Consider the following 20,208-nt stretch of genomic DNA (forward strand, 5'->3'; position numbering starts at 1 on the left):
CACAGCTTTTATTGGAGGAATAGCATTTCCTATGTCGCCTGATTAAATTAATTCCAGGATGTTCTCCAATTCTTCCATGGAAAGGTCATCATCACCGAGATCGCTCGGGGTCAATTCTCCATTTTCTTTTGACATGCAATGCTCAATAATGCTGAGCAAGTGATTCCGATAGCTGTCTGCCAATTTCACAATGGTCTCTTCCTTATACTGGAGGCTGCTGTAACCAAAACTGATTTGGAGCTTTCCATCCTCGATCAACCCGGAAATATCCAACAAGAATGCTCTCTCCGATTCTGGACTGAAAAGCTGCCCCGTACCGATTGGCGAGAAAGTAAATCCGCCAGATTTTACATCCGAATCAAATTGCCCGAGGTAGTTAAAGCTGATTTCCGGTTGCAGGCTAAATTGCAAGGATGGACGCAGTTTATCCCCAGTCATCGTACGTAAAATCTCGTAGCCAATTCCTTTTTTTGGAATATGGCGCAAACTTTCTTTGATTTGCTTGATTTGGTATGACAAGTCCTTTGATTTTTCCATATCAAGCACGACAGGGAACTGGGATGTGAACCACCCAATCGTTCTGGTCACATTCATTTCATTCTGAATATCTTCGCGACCGTGGCCTTCCAGGTTGATGACAGCGTAGTTGGTATTCGCCCACTCTTTCACGGTTAATCCCAACGCAGTCAGCAACAGGTCATTTATTTCTGTGTGATAGGCATGATGAACGTGACGTAAAAGGTTTTCTGTCTCTTGAGCAGTCAACTCGATCTTCGCTGTACGGGTGTGCTTTTGTTTACGATCTGCTGTAACAAAATCGGTTGGCAACTTTTCTGCCGTGGCCGTGCTCTCGAGGTTGTGCCAGTATGCAGCTTCTCGTAAAAGCTCGTCACTCTGCGCATAGTTTTGCAATTGAGCCGACCAATCCTTGAAGGAATCTGTCTTTTTCGGCAAGACGATCTCCTGATTGTGGAGAGCCTGCGAATAGGCAGATGAAAAATCTTCAAACAAGATGCGCCATGAGACGCCATCCACGACTAGATGATGAATGGCAATCAGTAAATGGTCCCCTTCCGTTGTGGAGAAGAGTGCCAAGTGGACGAGTGGTCCCTGTTCCAAATCGATACTGCTTTGGATATGATCAGACAACTCTAGAATATGAGCTGTGCTATTTGTATGGTCTTTCAAGTCATACGAATGGAAGCGGAATCGCTCACCTGTCAGCGCTCGATTGATTTGCGTGATTGTCTCATTTTCCTGTTTGTATATCATGCGCAACGCATCGTGGTGCTCGACGATTTTATAGAACGCCTGCTGAACAAGTCCCGGATCGAAGCCATCCTCTCGGAACAGCATGACAGCCTGATTCCAGTGATGACGATCAGTGAAATTGCATTCGAAGAACCACTTCTGGATGGGCGTCAAGCTAATCTCGCCGTCTACTACTCCCTGATCGCTCTCTCTATTGTTCGGTATGACATGGGCTGCAACTTGTTCAATGGTCGGATATTGGAACAGTTCCTTCATCGCTAGCGTCCAGCCTGATGCGTGCAAACGCGTGGATACCTGAATGGCCTTGATGGAATCTCCGCCCAATTCAAAGAAGTTATCTTTCATTCCCACTTGCCCAATTCCCAATACCTCTGCCCAAGTCGTTGCAAGCAAGTGTTCCAGTTCATTTTGCGGTGCTTCATATTCTCTGCCCGATTTCTCTTCGTGACTTGGCTTCGGCAATGCTTTGCGGTCAATTTTGTCATTCGGTGTCAACGGCATCTTATCCAACTGAACAAAGAAGGAGGGAACCATATAATTTGGTAATTCTTTTCCCATGAATTCTCGCAGTTGAGCCGGACTCGCATCCCCATCGGCTACATAGTATGCGCACAGGTAAGGTTGCCCCTGGTCATCCGAATGTGTGATGGCTACTGCCTCCATAATCGTCTCAAATCGCAACAGAACACTCTCGACTTCGCCCAACTCTACCCGATGACCGCGTACCTTCACCTGATGATCGATTCTGCCGAGATACTCGATATTTCCGTCCGGAAGCCATTTGGCCAGATCCCCGGTACGATACATCTTCTCTCCTGGCACAAACGGATTGTCGACGAATTTTTCAGCTGTCAATTCTGGTCGATTCCAATATCCTCTGGCTAGCGACACCCCGCTGATGCACAATTCACCTATTTGACCGACTGTCTTCAATTGCATTTGTTCATCCACGATGAACAGCTTCGTATTCTGAATAGGTTTGCCAATCGTAATGCTCTGACCAACTGGTTCATGCGGCAAAGCTTCCCAGAGTGTCGCGCAAACCGTACTCTCTGTAGGGCCGTAGCCATTGATATAGGTCACTTTCTCTTTCCATTGCTCTATCAACGCGATAGAAGCTGCCGATCCAGCAGTAATCAGGATACGTAATGACGGCATACGTTCAGGCTCAAGATAAATGGCATACGTCGGCGGCAACGTGAGAATGGTAATACCGTTTTTGTGGACGTATTCCTCAAATTTGCGGAAATCGTTGATCGTATCGCGGGAGATAATATACAAGGTCGCTCCTGCCAAAAGAGCTATAAACATATCCCACACCGATGCGTCAAAAGAAATACTCGCAAAATGCCCTGGGCGATCTTGTGGTGTTACGCCAAGTTGATTCCTGAACACCGCTTGCAGATTGGCCGCTCCTTTGTGCTCCAGCATGACGCCCTTTGGATTGCCAGTGGTACCGGACGTGTAAATGATATAGGCAAGATCAGACGGCTTGTTAATGCAAAGCAGATTGTCTGTATGCGACGAATAGCTCCCTGCATCGTCCAAATCGATAATTTCTGCCTGACTGGAAACCTTGTGGATCAAGTGATTATGCGTTACCACGAGCTTTGCTTGACTGTCCTCGATCATGTAACGGATTCTTTCTTCGGGATAATCCGGATCAACCGGCAAAAAGGCGCCGCCAGCTTTTAAAATGGCAAGTGTGGCAATGGCCATTTCCAAGGAGCGTTCTACCATCATGAGGACGATTTGCGATGGCCCTACTCCTCTTTCACGCAATACGGTGGCTAGCTGGTTCGCTCTTTCATTGAGCTCTTGGTACGTCATCTGATTCTCTTCAAATACAACGGCCGTATGATCAGGCATGTTCGCTGCCAGTTCCTCAAAGAGCTGCTGTATAGTCTGGTCTTCCGCGTACTCTCTGTCTGTATGATTGAACTCCACCAGCAACAACTGCTTTTCTTCTGCCGTCAGCATCTCAATCTCTTGAAGCTGCCTATCAGGTTCTGCCGTAACATTTCGTAGAATTTGCATGAAATGACGCGACATTCTGTCTACAGTATCTCTTCTAAACAGCTTGGTGCTGTACTCCAGTCGCAGCAACAGGTCTGTTTCCCGTTCAGTCAGGTGAAAAGACAGGTCGAACTTTGAAATGGCAAGCGCGCTCGTCGATTCATAGGGATGATAGGTCAGTTGACCCAGTGTTTTTCGGTAAAGTTCGTCGGTTTGCAGAATGAACATGGTATCAAAAAGTGGATTGCGTCCCGGATCACGTTGAATGCCAAGCTTTTCAACCAGATGCTCCAACGGATAATCCTGATGACCATAGGCATCCAGGGCATTCTGCTTGACTTCCATCAGAAACTCCTTGAAGGTCTTCTCTGCTGTCGGTTTGTTTCTGATTGCTAGCGTATTGACGAACATACCGACAATCGGTTCGAGCTCAGCCCGTGTCTTGCCCGAGATTGGCGTTCCGACAACGATATCATCCTGCCCCGTATACTTCGAGAGCAGCAAATTGTATGCGGCTAGCAAGACCATAAACAAGGTCGTTTTCGTTTCTGCAGCCAGCGCGTGCAAAGCTTCCAGTAGAGGTCTATCGGTAGCAAGTACGATTTGATCACCCTCAAAGCTTTTCACAGTTGGGCGTGGAAAATCTGTCGGAATCTCCAAGACCGTGTAATGCCCCTCAAACGCATGGCGCCAATACTCTTCTTGCTTCTTGAAGTCATCTGACTCGTTAAAGCGTTTTTGCCAGACAGAAAAATCTTTGTATTGGATACGCAGCTCGGGTATTTGTCTGCCTTGATACAATTCCGCCAGTTCATTGAAGATAATCGTGACAGACGAGGCATCCGAAGCAATATGATGCATGTCATACAAGAGCAGATGACGTTCATCCGAGATTTGCACGAGACCCATGCGCAGCAGTGGCGGAACAGCCAGATCAAATGGACGGACAAACGTATGGAAAATTTCATCGATCTGATGTTCTTCCGCACTCCGATACTCCATTTCCACTTCCACGTGGTCATGAATTTTTTGGACCAGCTGATCTCCTACCATCTCAAAGGAGGTTCTCCAGATTTCGTGACGATCTACCAATGCTTGCAGGGCATGAACCAATTGATCGCGATCCAGTTGACCCTCTAGCATGATCATCCCAGGCGTATTGTAGCTGATACCCGCGCCTTCCAACTGATGGAGGACGTACATCCGCTGCTGGGCAGATGATACTGGGTAGTAATCTTGTGGTTCTGCTGGTTGAATCGATGCATCTGGCGCATTCTCACTGCTTGCTATCAGCCTGGACAAGGCTCGAACGGTGGGATGTTCAAACAAATGCTTCAAAGGAAGATCGGTTTGAAACTCCCGATGCACATGCGCCACTATCGTCATCGCTTTCAAGGAATGTCCACCCAGCTCAAAAAAGTTATCCATCACTCCGATACCGGAGATGCCAAGGACGTTTTCCCAAATCTTGGCCAGTGTTGCCTCTACTTCATTAGCAGGCGCGACATACTCCACACCTGTTGTAGGCTTTCCTTCAGGCTTCGGCAGCGCTTTGCGATCGATCTTGCCATTAGGCGTGAGCGGGAAAGCATCCAGTTGAACCAGATAGGTTGGGACCATATACGCTGGCAGTTCTTGTGATAGATGGATTCGAAGCGCCACTTCCGAGATGTTTTCTTTCCCGGTGAAATAGGCCGTCAGATACGCGTCCCCGCTTCCATCCTGATAAGCAACGACAATCGCTTCATTTGTCGTTTCATAGCTGAGAAGAACCGATTCTATCTCCCCGATCTCAATCCGGTATCCTCTCACTTTTACTTGTTCATCCAGGCGTCCTGCGAATTCAATCGTACCGTCTGGGAGCCATCTACCAAGGTCGCCCGTCTTATACATGCGTTCACCAGGCTCAAATGGATTGGAAACAAACTTCTCCTCGGTAAGCTCTGGTTTGTTCCAATACCCACGTGCCAAACCGAGCCCGCCTATGCATATCTCTCCTACTACACCGATCGGTAGCAGTTGATGCGAATGGTCCACGATGTATATGCTTGTGTTTGCTATTGGCTGTCCAATCGTGATCGGAGCATCTGGGAGCGTATCGCACAGATAGGTGGCGATAACGCTGCTTTCTGTCGGACCGTACGCATTGACAGCAATCATCTGCGGATTCATCTCTTTGCACATCTCAACTAACTTCGGTGATAGCTTTTCTCCCCCGAGCACAGCCATTTTCATTGGACTGATCTCGTCGGTGGTGCTGCATTCCAAAATCGCCTGGAACAAACTCGGCACGCATAACGTGTAGCTGCAACTCCATGTTGAGATCAGGTTTTTGAGCGCTACTGGATCTTTGGCTTCTTCATCCTTTGTCAAGACAACAGTTGAACCGGATAGAATCAACGCAAAGAAAGTAAGGACAAAACCATCAAAAGCAAAGGATAGAGCCAGCAAACCTCTGTCATGGACAGATAAGGCAAACTCTTCTTTGTTCCACGTCACACTGTTGACAATACCTCGGTGTTCCACCATGACCCCTTTTGGCTTGCCTGTCGTACCCGATGTGTAAATGATGTAAGCCAGATTGGTAGCCGTATGAATCGGGTCAAGGTTTGTGGTGATACGAGAATAGTTACTCTTATCCTCCAGATACAGGCATTCCACGCAAGCAACAACCTTTGTTCCAAGATGCTCTTGGGTAAGCACCAAACGAGCCTCGCAATCTTCCAGCATATAAGCAATGCGATCATTCGGATATTCTGGATCGATAGGCACGTATGCTCCGCCAGCCTTGTGAATGGCAAGGATTCCAATCACCATCTCCATGGAACGATTTGCCATAATCCCAACTCGTTCGTCAGCCTTTACTCCTTTTTTCCGTAATGTACGAGCAAGCTGATTGGCTTTCTTATTGAGCTCTTGATATGTCAACTTTTCGTCCCCGCAAACCAGCGCGATTTGATTAGGGGTTTTCAGCACTTGTTCTTCAAATAGCAGTGGAAGTGTGCTTTCCAACTGAACAGGCTTAAATGTGTCATTGAACTGGACCAGCAATTCCTGCTTTTCTTGGTCGGTAAGCATCTCCATCTGATAGAGAGCCAAGTCCGTATTCCGGATGACTTCTTGCAAGATTTGGATGTAATGACGCGACATGCGTTCGATGGTCTCCTGCTTGAACAGCTTGGTGCAAAATTCGAAGCAGAATAGGAGACTAGCATCGTTTTGGGTTGCTTCGAGCGTCAAATCGAATTTCGCCATTTTGCCCTCTGGCACGTAAGGCGTCACTGTCATGTCCTCGATCTTGATTGGATCGGCATCCATGTTTTGCAAAATGAACAAGGTATCAAACAATGGATTGCGGCTTCGATTTCGATTAACCGCCAGCTTTTCGACGAGCTCCTCAAACGGGTACTCCCCATGCTCAAAAGCAGCGAGTGTATTGTCTTTCACTTCTCGTAAAAATTGCTTGAAGCTTTTCGTTGCCACCGGCTGATTTCTCATTGCCAGCGTGTTGACGAACATACCCGTGATGCTTTCCGTGTCAGGGTGTGTTCGTCCAGCTGTCACGGTTCCGACCACCATGTCTTCTTGCCCGGAGTATTTGGCGAGCAAAACATGATACGCTGCCATGAGCACCATGTAGAGCGTCGTACCAGTATCGGCCGCCACTCGTTGCAAGCCATTCAGCAGATGTTTTTCTGTGCGGAATAGATAACGTACGCCCTCAAAGCTTTGAACTGAAGGTCGAGAGTAGTCCAAAGGCAGGTTCAAAACAGGAATTTCACCAGCGAATTGCTCGGTCCAATACGCTTCTTGTTTTCTGTATTTGTCTGTCTGTGCCAGACCTTTTTCCCAAACCGCGAAGTCTTTATATTGAATGCGTTGCTCTGGCAAGGATTTGTCTTGATAGAGCTGTGCAAGATCATTCAGGATGATTTGCGATGACACGCCATCCGAGATGATATGGTGCATATCGATGATCATGACATGGCGCCGATCTCCCAGTTTGACCAGTCCAACCCGACTTAATGGAGCCTTTTCCAAATCAAACGGACACATGAAATCCGTGATGACTTGATTCAAACAATCTTCTGTCGCTTCCATGTAGGCGATTGGCAGTTTGCATTCCGGATGGATGCGTTGAACCGGCTCACCGTTGATGGTATGGAAGGAGGTTCGCAGCGACTCATGTCGATTCACTAGATTAGAAATGGCATGTTCCAGCTGCTCCACATTCAATTCCCCATCGAGTACCGTCACAACGGGCAGATTGTACACCGTACTATCCGGATCAAGCTGGTTTAATAGGAGCATGCGTTTTTGCGCTGAGGATACAGGATAGTGCTCTTGCATGACGACCTGCGGAATAGCGAGATACGTTCCTTCCTGTTCACCTTCCACATACTTGGCGATTTCTTGAATGGTTGGTCTATCAAACAACACGCGAAGCGGAACATCTGCTTGGCAGTCTTTTTGCATCCGGGAAATGAGATGAATCGCCTTTAGCGAATGACCCCCCAGTGTGAAAAAATTATCCTGAATGCCAATCGGAGACACGCCGAGTACGTTTTCCCATATCGCTGCCATTTTCTGTTCCAGTTCGGTTGTCGGAGCGAGGTAATCCGCTCCCGTAAATGCATTGCCCTCTGGTATGGGCAAAGCTCTTCTGTCTGTTTTCCCGTTAGGTGTGACCGGAATCCGCTCCAGCTTCATAAAGAACGAAGGGATCATATACTCCGGTAGCGTTCGTGATAAGTACGCACGCAGCTCCTCGTTGCTGACTTCCTCTGTCAAAACGACATAGGCGCACAAATACTTTCCGCCTGTCTCATCCGTTCTATCGATGACTACGGCTTCCTTAATCAATGGGTGGTTGAGCAGGTGCGATTCGATCTCTCCCAGCTCAATACGATGACCCCTGATTTTTACCTGATGGTCGATTCGCCCTAAGAACTCGATATTGCCATCCGGCATCCAACGAGCCAGATCACCCGTTCGATACATTCTTTCGCCTGATTGATACGGGTTCTCGAGAAACTTCTCCGCAGTCAGCTCCGGATTATGCAAATAACCTCTTCCTACGTTCGCACCAGAGATATACAATTCCCCAACAATGCCCTCTGGTTTCATTTGCAGGCTTTCATCCAGGATATAAATGCCTGTGTTGCTGATCGGTTTACCGATCGGTGGTAGCTCTGGTATATCCATGCTTGGGTCCATCGTGTAGGTGGTTACCACATGTGTCTCCGACGGCCCGTAATGATTGTGCAAAAATACGTGATGGTTCCGCAGATATTTCTGAAGCTCATGCGTGACGACGAGCTGTTCCCCTGCTGTGATAATGTGCTTGACGCAACGCGGGAAGCTTTGCGCATAATCTTTTTCGTTAAAGATAAATTTCAAGAAGGATACAGGGAGGGACAAAGTGCTGATCTGTTTTTCCTGAATAAAGGCAAACAGTTTTTCAACATGACGTCTCATCTCATTCGTGATGAGATAGAGCTGTCCCCCGGAAAGTAGCGTGGAGAAAATCTCCTGGTAGCAAACATCAAAGCTGCATGTGGTATACTGCAATACTTTTTCATGAAAATCGATGTTGGTCTTGGCAAACGTAAAGTGCATCAGATTTGCCATGTTTTTATGCTCAAGCATGACGCCTTTTGGTTTCCCTGTTGTTCCAGAAGTGTAGATGATATAAAACAAGTCATCTGGTTGATTGATCGTTTCGACGGACGCACGGCTCTCTTCCCAGATGGCTGGAGCGCTCATATCTATTTTTTCAGTAGAGGCCGAGACCTTCCCTAGCAGATGCTGCTGGGTCACTACCAATTGAATCCCGCTATGCTCGAGCATGTAGGCAATTCGTTCTTCTGGCAGCTCCGGATCAATCGGTACAAACGCACCACCAGCTTTCAAAACCCCAAGAATTCCGACAATCATCTCGATGGAGCGATCCATCATCGTACCAACAAGACCGTCTGCTACAATCCCTTTTCCTCTCAAAAATCTGGCGAGCTGATTGGACTTTTCATCTAGCTCCCGATACGTCAACTGCTGATCTCCGAATACGACAGCAACTTGCTCGGGAGTCTTTTCCACCTGTTCCATAAAGAGCTCGTGCATGGTTTTCGTTGGATAGGCAGCGGAAGTAGCAAGATTTCTGGCCATTAGCTGTTGTTTTTCCGTTTCTGTCAGCAAGGTAACCTGTTGAAGGGTGACCTTCGGATTGTTTGCCACGCAAGCCGCGATCTGTTTGAGGTGCCCAGCCATTTTTTGGATAAAGGCTTCATCGAAAACAGCAGCATTATAATCAAACCGCATCGCAATCTCTTCTTTGGGCATTACCATGACGGTCATGTCATAATTGGTAGGTTCAAACATCTCGACATCGGAAATGGCAAAGCCTACTTGCTGTGTCGAGGCCTTTTTCTGCAAGGCCTCGACTAATGGATAGTTTTCGATGACCATCAGGTGATCGATCAAATCTTGCTTCAATACGGAATCGTTTTGAATCTCGTACAAAGGCACATGCTCATATCGCTGGGATTGCAGTGTTCTTTGGTGCACATCCTGTATCAAGTCGACAAAGGTTTGATCGTTTTTCGCTTGAATGCGGAATGGAATGGTATTGATGAACAACCCAACCATTTTGTCGATTCCGACGATTTCAGTTGGTCGCCCGGATACGACAGTGCCGAATAGCACATCATTCGTAGTGTTATAGGATTGGAGGAGAATCCCCCATATGGTTTGAATCACAGTCGGCAATGTCACTTGATTTTGACTTGCGATCGCAGAAAGCTGCTGCGTCAGCATGCGGTCCATCACAAAACGATATTGCGCTGGTAGAAAGGCAGTGCTAGAAGACTTCCTAAATTTCGGCAAGGACGTTTGTTGTTCAAACTGTTCCAGATAGTCTCTCCAATATACGAGAGCAGCGTCTTTATCTTGCTTATCCAGCCAGCGAATAAATTGGCTGTAAGGCTGCACTGGCTCAAGGGAAATCGGAGCCCCGTTTTTTAAGGATAAATAGACGGAAAGCAAGTCATCAAAAATAATGCTAAAGCACCAACCGTCCATGAGTATGTGATGAAAACTCCAGATGATTTGGTATTCACTCTCTGTCATTTGGAAAATAGCCACTCTCATCAACGAATCTTTCGCCAGATGAAAGGTTTTCTCTTGGTCATTCCTTTTGTATTGTGCGTAGCGCTGCTGCTTTTCTTTCTCGTCGTATGCAGTTAAATCGCAAAAAAGGATGGGAATGGGCCGTTCCTTCAAGACAACCTGCAAAGGCTGCTTTACTTTTTCATAGAGAAACAAGGTACGGAATACATCATATCTCTCTACCAGCACATGCAAGCTATTGGTAAACAAACCAACATCAAGATCGCCCTGAATCGAAATGGACATTTGTACAAGATGAGAGTTATGTTCTTCATCTAGCAAGGCGTGAAATAACATTCCCTCCTGCATGGGCGTCAATAAATACATATCTTGTACTTGTTCTTTGTTAAAAACACTCATTCCGGCACCTCGATATCTACATTATTTGTCATGTTTGTATGAAAATGTAAACTAAGAGCATAATTTACCCTATGAAATTTTAGTAAGTGCTTCTTTATTTAAGTGTATTGGCAAGTAGTTCGAAGATGTCGTCCATTTCTTCCATTTGAAGTTCTTTTAGACTAAAGTCACTGGGAGTCCGTTCGACTTCTTTTTTCTGCGAGCAATGTGTAATGATCGAACGGAGATGTTTTTGATAGTTCTCACTCAGTTGATGAATGGACTCTTCTTTAAACTGCTCCTCACTGTAAGTAAACGTGATGAGAAGCTCCCCACCTTCAATTCTTCCAGTAATATTCAAGGTGGTATAAATCTCCGAATCGGGACTCAGATTGTTCTTCCCATCCGCACCAAGTGAATTGCCTGAACTATAAGGAGAACGGGTAAACATTTCACTGGTTAGGCCTGAATCAAACTGCCCTAAATAGTTAAACGTCACTTCCGGTTGCAAGGAAAAGGACAAAGAACGTCGTTTTTCCGGTTCTGTCATATATTTTAATATTTCATAGCCAATGCCTTTATTAGGGATCTTTCTCAGGTTTTCTTTTGTGCATTTGATATGGTCAGGTAAGTGATTCATTTGACTCAAATCTAGTAAAACCGGATATTGGGACGTAAACCATCCGATTGTTCTTGTCACGTTAGCGTGTTCGATCACATCCTCGCGCCCGTGTCCTTCCAGATTAATCACGATTTGGTCGAGCCTGCTCCACTCTGCAATGGCCAGCCCCAACGCTGCCAGTAACAAATCATTGATTTCGGTTTGATAAGCAGAATTTGCCTGTTTCAACAACTGTTCGGTTTCCTCTGCTAACAATCCGACTTGAATGTTTCGGATACTATTCTGTTTGCTGCCCACCGTTTCATAGTCTTTTGGCAGAGAAGCATATCTAGCTCGGGACTCAAGATTCTCCCAATACGGGATTTCACTCAGCAATGCATCACTATTCGCATACTCGTTCAGCCACACTGCCCAAATTTTAAAAGAATCCGTTTTTTCTGGGAGAACGATTTCTTTTCCTGCTAGAGCCTGACTGTAAGCAGTTGCTAGATCCTCAAACAGAATGCGCCAAGAGATTCCATCCATGACTAAATGATGGATGGCCAAAAACAAATGATCGCCTTGGCGTGTGTGAAACAGCGCTGCCTTTACCAACTGTCCCTCTTGTAAATTCATACTGCTATGCAAACGTTTCGTCTCTTCTTCGATTGCTTGCTGGACATCCGAATGCGAGGTCAGATCATATTGAAGGAAATCGTATAATTCGCTACCCCATCCACGATTCTGTTGAACGATTCTTCCATTCTCGTTCCGATAGACCATTCGTAGCGCGTCATGATGGGAAAGGATTTTATCCAAGGCCTTTCGGGTGGCTTCAGGATCAAATCCCTGTTTTCGATACAACACATACGATTGATTCCAATGGAACATATTTGTAAAGTTCTTTTCAAAGAACCATTGTTGAATGGGCGTTAAGGTAACAGGGCCTTCGATGATTCCCTGTTCGCTTCTCCTCGTCGTATTTTTGACATAGAGAGCAACCTGTGAAATTGTCGGGTAATTCAGTAAATCTTTCGTGTCTAGCTTTCGTTGATAGGCATGCAGACGAGCAGCGACCTGGATCGCATGAATGGAATCCCCACCGAGTGAGTAAAAATTATCGCGAATTCCAATTTTCTCGATTCCCAATACCTCTTGCCATACGGTTGCGAGAATCTTTTCTGTCTGATTTCCGGGAGGTTCGTATGCGGGATTTGTCTCAACAGTAACCTCAGGTTCTGGTAATGCTTTGCGATCAATTTTGTCATTCGGCGTGAGCGGCATTTTATCCAGCTTCACGAAATAAGAAGGAAGCATGTACGCAGGAAGCTTTTGAGCGGCATATTCCCTAATCTGTGCAGGAGTTACTTCCTTTTGCGAAATAAAATAAGCGCATAAATAGGGTTGAGCATTTTGGTCTTCTCTAGCGATTACCACTGCCTCTTTTATTTGTTCATGTTTCAGCAAAACGGACTCGATTTCTCCCAACTCAATCCGATGACCCCTGATTTTCACCTGATGGTCGATTCTGCCGAGAAACTCGATTTCTCCGGTCGGCAGCCATTTAGCCAAGTCTCCTGTCCTGTACATCTTCTCTCCTGGTACGAACGGATTATCCACAAATTTTTCGGCGGTCAAATCTGGACGATTCCAGTATCCTCTGGCTAAGCCTACTCCACCTATGCATAATTCGCCTTCACTGCCAATTGGCTGGAGTTGCAGCTCTTCATTGACAATATAAGCGGACGTATTTTGAATCGGTTTGCCGATTGGAATCGTTTGGTTGAGAAGCGCATTGGAAGGTGCCTCCCATATTGTCGCGCAAATGCTTGTTTCCGTAGGTCCGTATGCATTTACGTACCTAACTTTATTTTTCCATCTATTTACTAAAGGGAAGTTGGCAGCTGAACCTGCCGTAATCATGATGCGAAGTGTTGTAAAATGATCTGGATTGAGGTGAGTTAAATAAGTGGGTGGCAACGTGATGATGGTCAATTCATTCTCATTCAAATAGTTTTCAAAACTGATGAAATCATGAATCGTCAGTTTGGAAAGGATGTAGAGGCTGGCACCGGTTAGTAAAGCCATGAACATTTCCCATACCGATGCATCAAAAGACATGCTGGCAAACTGTCCAATCCTGTCTGCAGGTGTTACACCAAACGTATTTTGAAAGAATGATTGCAAATTCGCGATCCCTTTATGCTCCAGCATGGTTCCTTTCGGCTTGCCAGTTGTGCCTGAAGTATAGATGACATACGCCATGTCAGTAGGCTTGCTTGGCAAGTGAAGATTGGAATCTGAGCGAGAATCCAGCTGTTCTTCCTCGAGTACGACTACAGGACCATGGTATCCGACGTCGTATACAAGTTGGCTAACGTTTTTCTGGGTAATGACGATTTTGGTTTGACTGTCTTGCAGGATATATTGAATCCGATCTCGGGGATATTCGATATCGATGGGAACATACGCTCCGCCAGCCTTGAGGATGGCCAGAATAGCTGTAACATTTTCAATCGATTTCTCCATCATTACACCGACAATGCTGTCTGTCGTAATCCCTTTTTCGATCAGTACTCTTGCTAATTGGTTGGCCTTCCTGTTGAGCTCCCGGTAAGTTAAGCGCTCATTTTCATAAACGATGGCAACTCGATGTGGCACAGCCTCTGCCTGTTCCTCGAACAACTGATGAATCGACTTATCCTGTGGATATTCCACCTTTGTATCATTAAATTTGACTACCTGCTCTTTTTCCCACTCCAAGTCGATAAGATTGGCCTGATTTGCTAACATATGTCCCCTCCGATAATTGGAAAACTTTTGTCTATCATGAAGTATGACAATACGATGTAATGGCCAAACAAGTAAACGAAACTACAAGGAAATGGTCCGCTAAATTCTGAAGATGGAGCCTCCGTGACGAATGGATCATATTGGGAATTTCCTCATCAACACCATTTAATATAATGGCCAAATGTAACGAAATATGTGGGTTTTTGTGTCTTTTTTGTAACTATTACCCAATTTTGTATTACTATGGTCATGAACCAATTTTCACCTACAAATTCTCCACCATTTTACATTTTTTCACAATGGGAATAATTCCCTGTTTGCTCAAACCAGTTTTCAGGACAAAAGTCACTTTCCATTTATTGGTGGAACCATGTACGCTGGTTCTGACCCTTTTCGAACGGCAAAATACAAATGTGCTGGCCTGCACACCTCCTTACAATCCGGCAGAATAACGTATTCATATGCACCTGTTTGAGAAACTGTTATTCATTATAACAGAGAGTGTTTTGGAAATCAGTTAAAAAATAGTCAATTTTTGTTAATTGTGTTACCTTTTTACCAAACCATTCTTCCATCCCTACAAAAAAGGCTCACACTTTCTGCTTCATTCGAAAGTGTGAGCCTTTTGATTTACGATTTCATGGAGGAAGCGAAACGGCCGTATTCCATAAATCGCTGGACAGTTAAACCTCTCTGCAAAGCCATCGACGAAAGCCTTTGATGATTGCATGTCGATTGTAAAAGGACGTCTAGCTTTTAACCAGATTCGATTGTTGAGGCGATTAAGGGGTTAGAAAAGTCTATCTTCATAAAATCTCATGAAAATGTTCAAAATGTAAGCAATGGCAATCCATAAATCACAGGATCTACTAAGTCAAATATTTCATAGATAAATTACTTTACAGAAGGAAAATTCTAGAACACAGCAAACAGAAATACAGTGTAAGTCACGATTTATCATGTATTTCTTTATATCTCGCCAGTGTACATTCTCCATCATTTTCTAGCTGACTCCAAAGCTTTGTGAGTTCTAAGTTGATCTGTTTATTCATAAACTTTTCCATTACTAGCCTAACTCCCCTTTTTACTTGGATGAGTTAGGTAGCACGGATATATATTCCGAATGGAAGTGACTCCTCTTGCAATTGGTTGTTGTACATTCGTTGTTTGGGCTAACCAATATCATCATACACAAGGAGAAAATCATGCTGCTGAAAAGGTTTTCCGCCATTACCTTCTTATTATTGCTTTTCTTGGTACTATCTTCTCCAATACCTACGCTTGCGAAAGAATCCTCCATTCAAAATCCATATTATGTATTTAACTGGAATGAGGTAGGCAATGTCCGCATTACTGATTTGGCAAAAAAAGAAATCCTCTCTTCCATTCAGTACCAAGCCGAATATGGCACGATTTACAATGCAATGACTCCTTCCCTTCCGAAAGGATCCAGTCAAATAACGTTGGATCAAAGTCCACCATTTCAACCAGGAGCGCCCATCGAAATTCGCTCCGAATCGTTTGGAGGCAGAATGAATGCTCCGCTTGTCCATCAGGCTAAAGTAACTGTCGTCCGGGAAAATGACGTGTATTTCTCTCCACCTACGACGAAAGTGATCGACCGGAACATATTTATCAAACGGAGCAGCCACTGGGTTCGCAAATGGGATGACGTAAAGGTGGAACACCAGGAAACGGCTACTGGTAACACAGTCATTGTCACAGGTCATACTCCGATTGCAGTGGTTACAACACAGTATGCACTGCAAAAGAATAGCCCAGCTATCGATATCACCGTAAAAACCACCTACAAACGAGAGGCAAACGTTTTTCGTGAAGTGTTCTCCCTGCAATTCAAACCAAATGTAACAGAGGTATACCGCAAGAATCGGAAAGTGGATACACAGAAATTCCAAGCTTCTTACTGGCTGGATCGCCAAGGTGCGAAATTTGGTCAAGGGAAGCAAACAGCTTTTTTGTACCATGCCCCCAACGTGTCTTCACTTGAATTGAATGCAACGAAAAAACAGCTTATTGTGAATCTGGATCACATGAACGATCACAGATACGTACAGCAAGGCTCTACGAATCAAGTCGGAAAAGTCCGCCACGCTTCCGAATATTGTGCAAACGATGAACGGACGAATTCCTTCTCGCTTGTAGTTGGATATCAACCGAAACTCATGCCTCGTTTTATGAGTCAGCCTTCTGGTTATTTGGCGACACACGTATGGACAGAGCATGCTGACGAACAGACGCTGCAAACGAACCGGGCTGTTTATTTCGGCTCTGAGAAGATTACATCGTCGGCACAAGCGACAGGCGGTTTTGTCAAACACCGGATTCCGGTTACGAAAAGCGTCTTTTACTCGAATCCTTATTTTCAGGCGAACTCGCCTGTCAATGTCGCTATTGCGCAAAGCCCTGAATTTTTACAGTTTCTGGATGATCTGAATCACAACGGTAATGAAATTGGTCTACACACCCTCTATCCTTACGAAATCAGGCATTATCAAAAGACTACAGAAGATGCGTTGCAAGTAATGAAAGATCACTTCCAAAGCCGTACATGGATTGACCATGGGTATTTGAAGTCCAGCTTTGCGTTTAACGCACTCGACAACCAAACTGCGAATTACTTGGCGCATCAGTGGAAAAAATACGGCACATCGTATTTTTGGCACTACAGCTCAGAAGATATCGACAATCCGTATAATGGCCTTGATCTGTACCAATCCCATAGAGGCGACGCCCTGCACACTCCTCTCTATTGGTCGCATCCCACAGTCACTGGCCCGTTTTATTCATGGTCGGCTGCCACCATTCCGGAAGTTACACTGAATCTGTATCGGGAGCAAAATCTCCAGCAGCTCATTCAAAATCGTGGGGTTTTTATCAATCATACTTACTTGGCAAGAATTCCGTCCAAAAAGCAAGGCGGGAAATTTGTTATTCGAGATGCAGAAGGTAACTGGATCATTCACCCCGATTTTGACCGCTTGTTGAAGCGAATGGATGCGCTGCGCGAGCAAGGCAAATTGCATTTGACGACCGTGCGTGAAATCATGGATTATTGGCTCGCGCTCTCTCAAGTCAGAATGGAATATGCACCAAACGGCTCGATTGTTCTGCACAATGATGGTATGCGCAAGATTTCTGGTCTTTCCATGGCGACAACAGCTTCGGAAGTCTATGTGAACGGGATGAAGCCATCGCAGAAGAAAGCGGACGGCGATCTTATCTTTTGGTTCGATCTAGAGGCGAATGCAGTTGCTGTCATTGCAGCGAACAAAGTGGATAGCATTGCACTCCCGAAATAAAAGGAAAATAGTGACCACAAATACAAAAAAAGCTTCCCTAGCGGTTCTTAGGGAAGCTTTCTATTCCTTCATTTATTTAGACAATTTCACCAAGCTGTAGTTTTTCTTGCCTTTGCGGATAATGATGAAGCGACCGCCGATAGCGAGACTTGAAGTTACTTCCAGTTCCAGATCGGTAACACGCTCGCCATTCATGGAAATAGCGCCTTTTGTAATATCCTCGCGTGCTTGACGCTTGGATGGCTCAATGCCGATCTCAACGAGCCAGTCGACAATGTTCTTCGTTTCGAGGGTAGATTCGTACGTCGGCATTTCTTTGAAGCCTTGCTCGATCTCATCTGCCGATAGCGATTTAATATCGCCAGTAAACAAAGCTGCTGTAATGCGCATTGCCTGCGCAAGCAATTCCTCGCCGTGCACAAATCTCGTCATTTCCTCAGCCAGCGCTTTTTGCGCCTCGCGTTTATGTGGCTCAGACTGTACTTTTTCAGCCAACTCGTCAATTTGCTCTTTGGAGAGGAACGTGAAGTATTTCAAGTATTTTACAACATCGCGGTCATCGGTATTCGCCCAGAATTGGTAGAATTCGAATGGTGTTGTTTTGTTTGGATCAAGCCAGATGGCTCCTCCTGCTGTCTTCCCGAATTTCGTACCATCTGCCTTCAGCATCAGAGGAATGGTCAGACCGAACGCTTTTGCTTCTGGTCCTTCTTTTTTGCGGATCAGATCGAGACCGCTCGTAATGTTACCCCATTGGTCGGAACCGCCGATTTGCAGCTGAACATCTTCATGTTTGTACAGATGCAGGTAATCCAGCGATTGCAGAATCTGATAGGAAAACTCCGTAAACGAAATGCCGCTTTCCAGTCTGCTCGACACAACATCCTTGGCAAGCATTGTATTGATGCTGAAGTTTTTCCCGTAATCCCGCAAAAATTCAATGACATTGATTTTGTGCGTCCAATCGTAGTTGTTCACCAAACGGATTTGGTTATCGCCTTCTGTAATGAACAGCTTTTTCATCTGAGCGGTAAGTTTGTCGACGTTCTCCTGAATCTGTTCCAGTGTTTGCAAAGAGCGCTCGGATTGACGGCCGCTCGGATCGCCAATCGTACCTGTTGCACCACCGATCAAAATGACCGGACGATGGCCAGCGAGCTGGAAGCGTTTCAGTACCATGAAAGGAATCAAGTGACCGATATGCATACTGTCACCTGTTGGATCGACACCACAATATAATGAGACTGCTTTTTCGTTCGTTAATTCTCGCAGCCCTTCTGCATCTGTTTGCTGATTGATGGCTTCGCGCCATTCGAGTTCGTCGATAATATTCACTGCTATACACTCCTTTAATCTTCTATGGTAAAAAACAAAAAATCGCCCCTTGTCTATTGTAGACATAGGGACGATTGAATAACCGTGTTACCACCCAACTTGCACCAATGGACCCAAGCGCTTGCGCAGGCCATTCATGCCACTCGTCGCGAGTTATCGTTCGCGATTCCGCTCGGCATTACCCGAGATACTCCAGAGTGTATTTCGCTCGCTTATTTTGTACCGGGTTCCATCAACCCCCGGCTTTCTAGGACAGGGAATAAGCTGCTACTGGGCTCTTTCAACGTATGTTTCATATGAAATTAAAGTCAGTATATTGAATTCAAATAGCAATGTCAACCATGTAGCAATGATTCTGCCACGATCCCTTATTTTATTTTCGTGAGACCATCGGAAGTTAGTTCATAAACAGTTATTGCGACTTCATGTAAATACCGTCGATCATGCGAAATACTGATAATCACACTGTCAAAAGCCGTTAAGGCGTGGCACAGAACAGGAGTTGTCAAAGGACTGAAGTTTCGGGTCGGTTCATCCAGTATTACTATTTCGCACTGATCCCAAATCATTTTTACCAGGAGTAATTTTGCTTTCTGTCCCCCAGATAAGTTTTTTATGGGTTGATGCATATCCTCTTTTGTAAATTTCATACTGCCTAAATGCGTATACGCTTTTGTCATCGCATCTTTCATTCCCGTTGTTTCCAAGTATTCAATCGGTGTTTTGGTTGAATCCAGCCGCTCTTCATAGTTTTGGGGCATATAACCGATCTTGAATGACGAGTGCTGGACGAGCTCATCCATGATCTTTTTCAACAACGTCGTTTTTCCGATCCCATTTTCCCCAATAATCGCGACTTTTTCTGGCCCCTTGATCGATAAATGAATCTGTTTCGATAGCTGTTTGTTCGCTATTTGCAGTACTTCCAATGAAAAGTCGAGGATTTGTTTACTACCAGCTACATGTACCCCAGAATCAAATCGGAAGTCGCTTGCTTCTTCCACACTTGGAGCCTCTACAAACGTTTCCGATGCTTTCTCCATACGCTCTCTTTGATTTTTCAGAGACTTGATTTTCTTTTGCAGACGCGGATCTGACCTGGACACGTTCCGATGTTGATGCTCTGCCTTATTCCAAACGTCATGCCATTTCTCCATTTGCTTTCGATGATCAGAAGCTTGCTTTCTGGCGATCTGTTCTTGTTTGTTCAAGTGGCTCATGCGATTCGCGATGTAATTCTCATAGGGTTCTCTTGAAAACGTATATTTGGGTACTTGTTTTTGCGCTTCGTCAGTTCCATATGAAGGATACCGTTTGCTGTATTCGCAATAAATGTTTCGTCATGCGATACATATAGGACGGGAATAA

At 45.3% G+C, this 20,208-nt stretch carries 5 protein-coding genes and 1 other annotated feature; of the genes, 1 reads left to right on the plus strand and 4 read right to left on the minus strand.

Annotation, left to right across the window (positions count from 1 at the left end):
* Nucleotides 1–42 precede the first annotated feature (42 nt).
* Both tycB and tycA read right to left on the minus strand, forming a co-directional pair.
* Nucleotides 43–10,812, minus strand: a complete 10,770-nt coding sequence (gene tycB, locus E8L90_RS08905) for a tyrocidine non-ribosomal peptide synthetase TycB (RefSeq protein WP_137029047.1) — start codon at nucleotides 10,810–10,812, stop codon at nucleotides 43–45.
* A 94-nt stretch (nucleotides 10,813–10,906) separates the two neighbouring features.
* Nucleotides 10,907–14,185 (minus strand): tyrocidine non-ribosomal peptide synthetase TycA, encoded by a 3,279-nt coding sequence (gene tycA, locus E8L90_RS08910; RefSeq protein WP_137029049.1) that lies wholly within the window; start codon nucleotides 14,183–14,185, stop codon nucleotides 10,907–10,909.
* Nucleotides 14,186–15,390: 1,205 nt separating this feature from the next.
* Here tycA and E8L90_RS08920 point away from each other — a divergent pair.
* Nucleotides 15,391–17,505: a hypothetical protein gene (locus E8L90_RS08920; protein WP_137029051.1), complete on the plus strand. Its 2,115-nt coding sequence runs from the start codon at nucleotides 15,391–15,393 to the stop codon at nucleotides 17,503–17,505.
* A gap of 72 nt (nucleotides 17,506–17,577) precedes the next feature.
* On the opposite strand, the gene tyrS is transcribed toward E8L90_RS08920, so the two are convergent.
* A complete protein-coding gene (gene tyrS, locus E8L90_RS08925) occupies nucleotides 17,578–18,840 on the minus strand; it encodes a tyrosine--tRNA ligase (protein ID WP_137029053.1) in 1,263 nt (420 codons plus the stop codon).
* A 63-nt stretch (nucleotides 18,841–18,903) separates the two neighbouring features.
* Nucleotides 18,904–19,133: a binding site (T-box leader), on the minus strand.
* A 75-nt stretch (nucleotides 19,134–19,208) separates the two neighbouring features.
* Nucleotides 19,209–20,051, minus strand: coding sequence for an ATP-binding cassette domain-containing protein (locus E8L90_RS30705; RefSeq protein ID WP_244297182.1), 843 nt, complete (start codon nucleotides 20,049–20,051; stop codon nucleotides 19,209–19,211).
* Between the last annotated feature and the right edge of the window lie 157 nt (nucleotides 20,052–20,208).

Source organism: Brevibacillus antibioticus (assembly GCF_005217615.1).
GTDB lineage: Bacteria > Bacillota > Bacilli > Brevibacillales > Brevibacillaceae > Brevibacillus > Brevibacillus antibioticus.

Coding starts and splice junctions, on each gene's coding strand:
- E8L90_RS08920 (WP_137029051.1), top strand. CDS start 15,391: ATGCTGCTGAAAAGGTTTTCCGCCATTACCTTCTTATTATTGCTTTTC.
- tycA (WP_137029049.1), bottom strand. CDS start 14,185: ATGTTAGCAAATCAGGCCAATCTTATCGACTTGGAGTGGGAAAAAGAG.
- tycB (WP_137029047.1), bottom strand. CDS start 10,812: ATGAGTGTTTTTAACAAAGAACAAGTACAAGATATGTATTTATTGACG.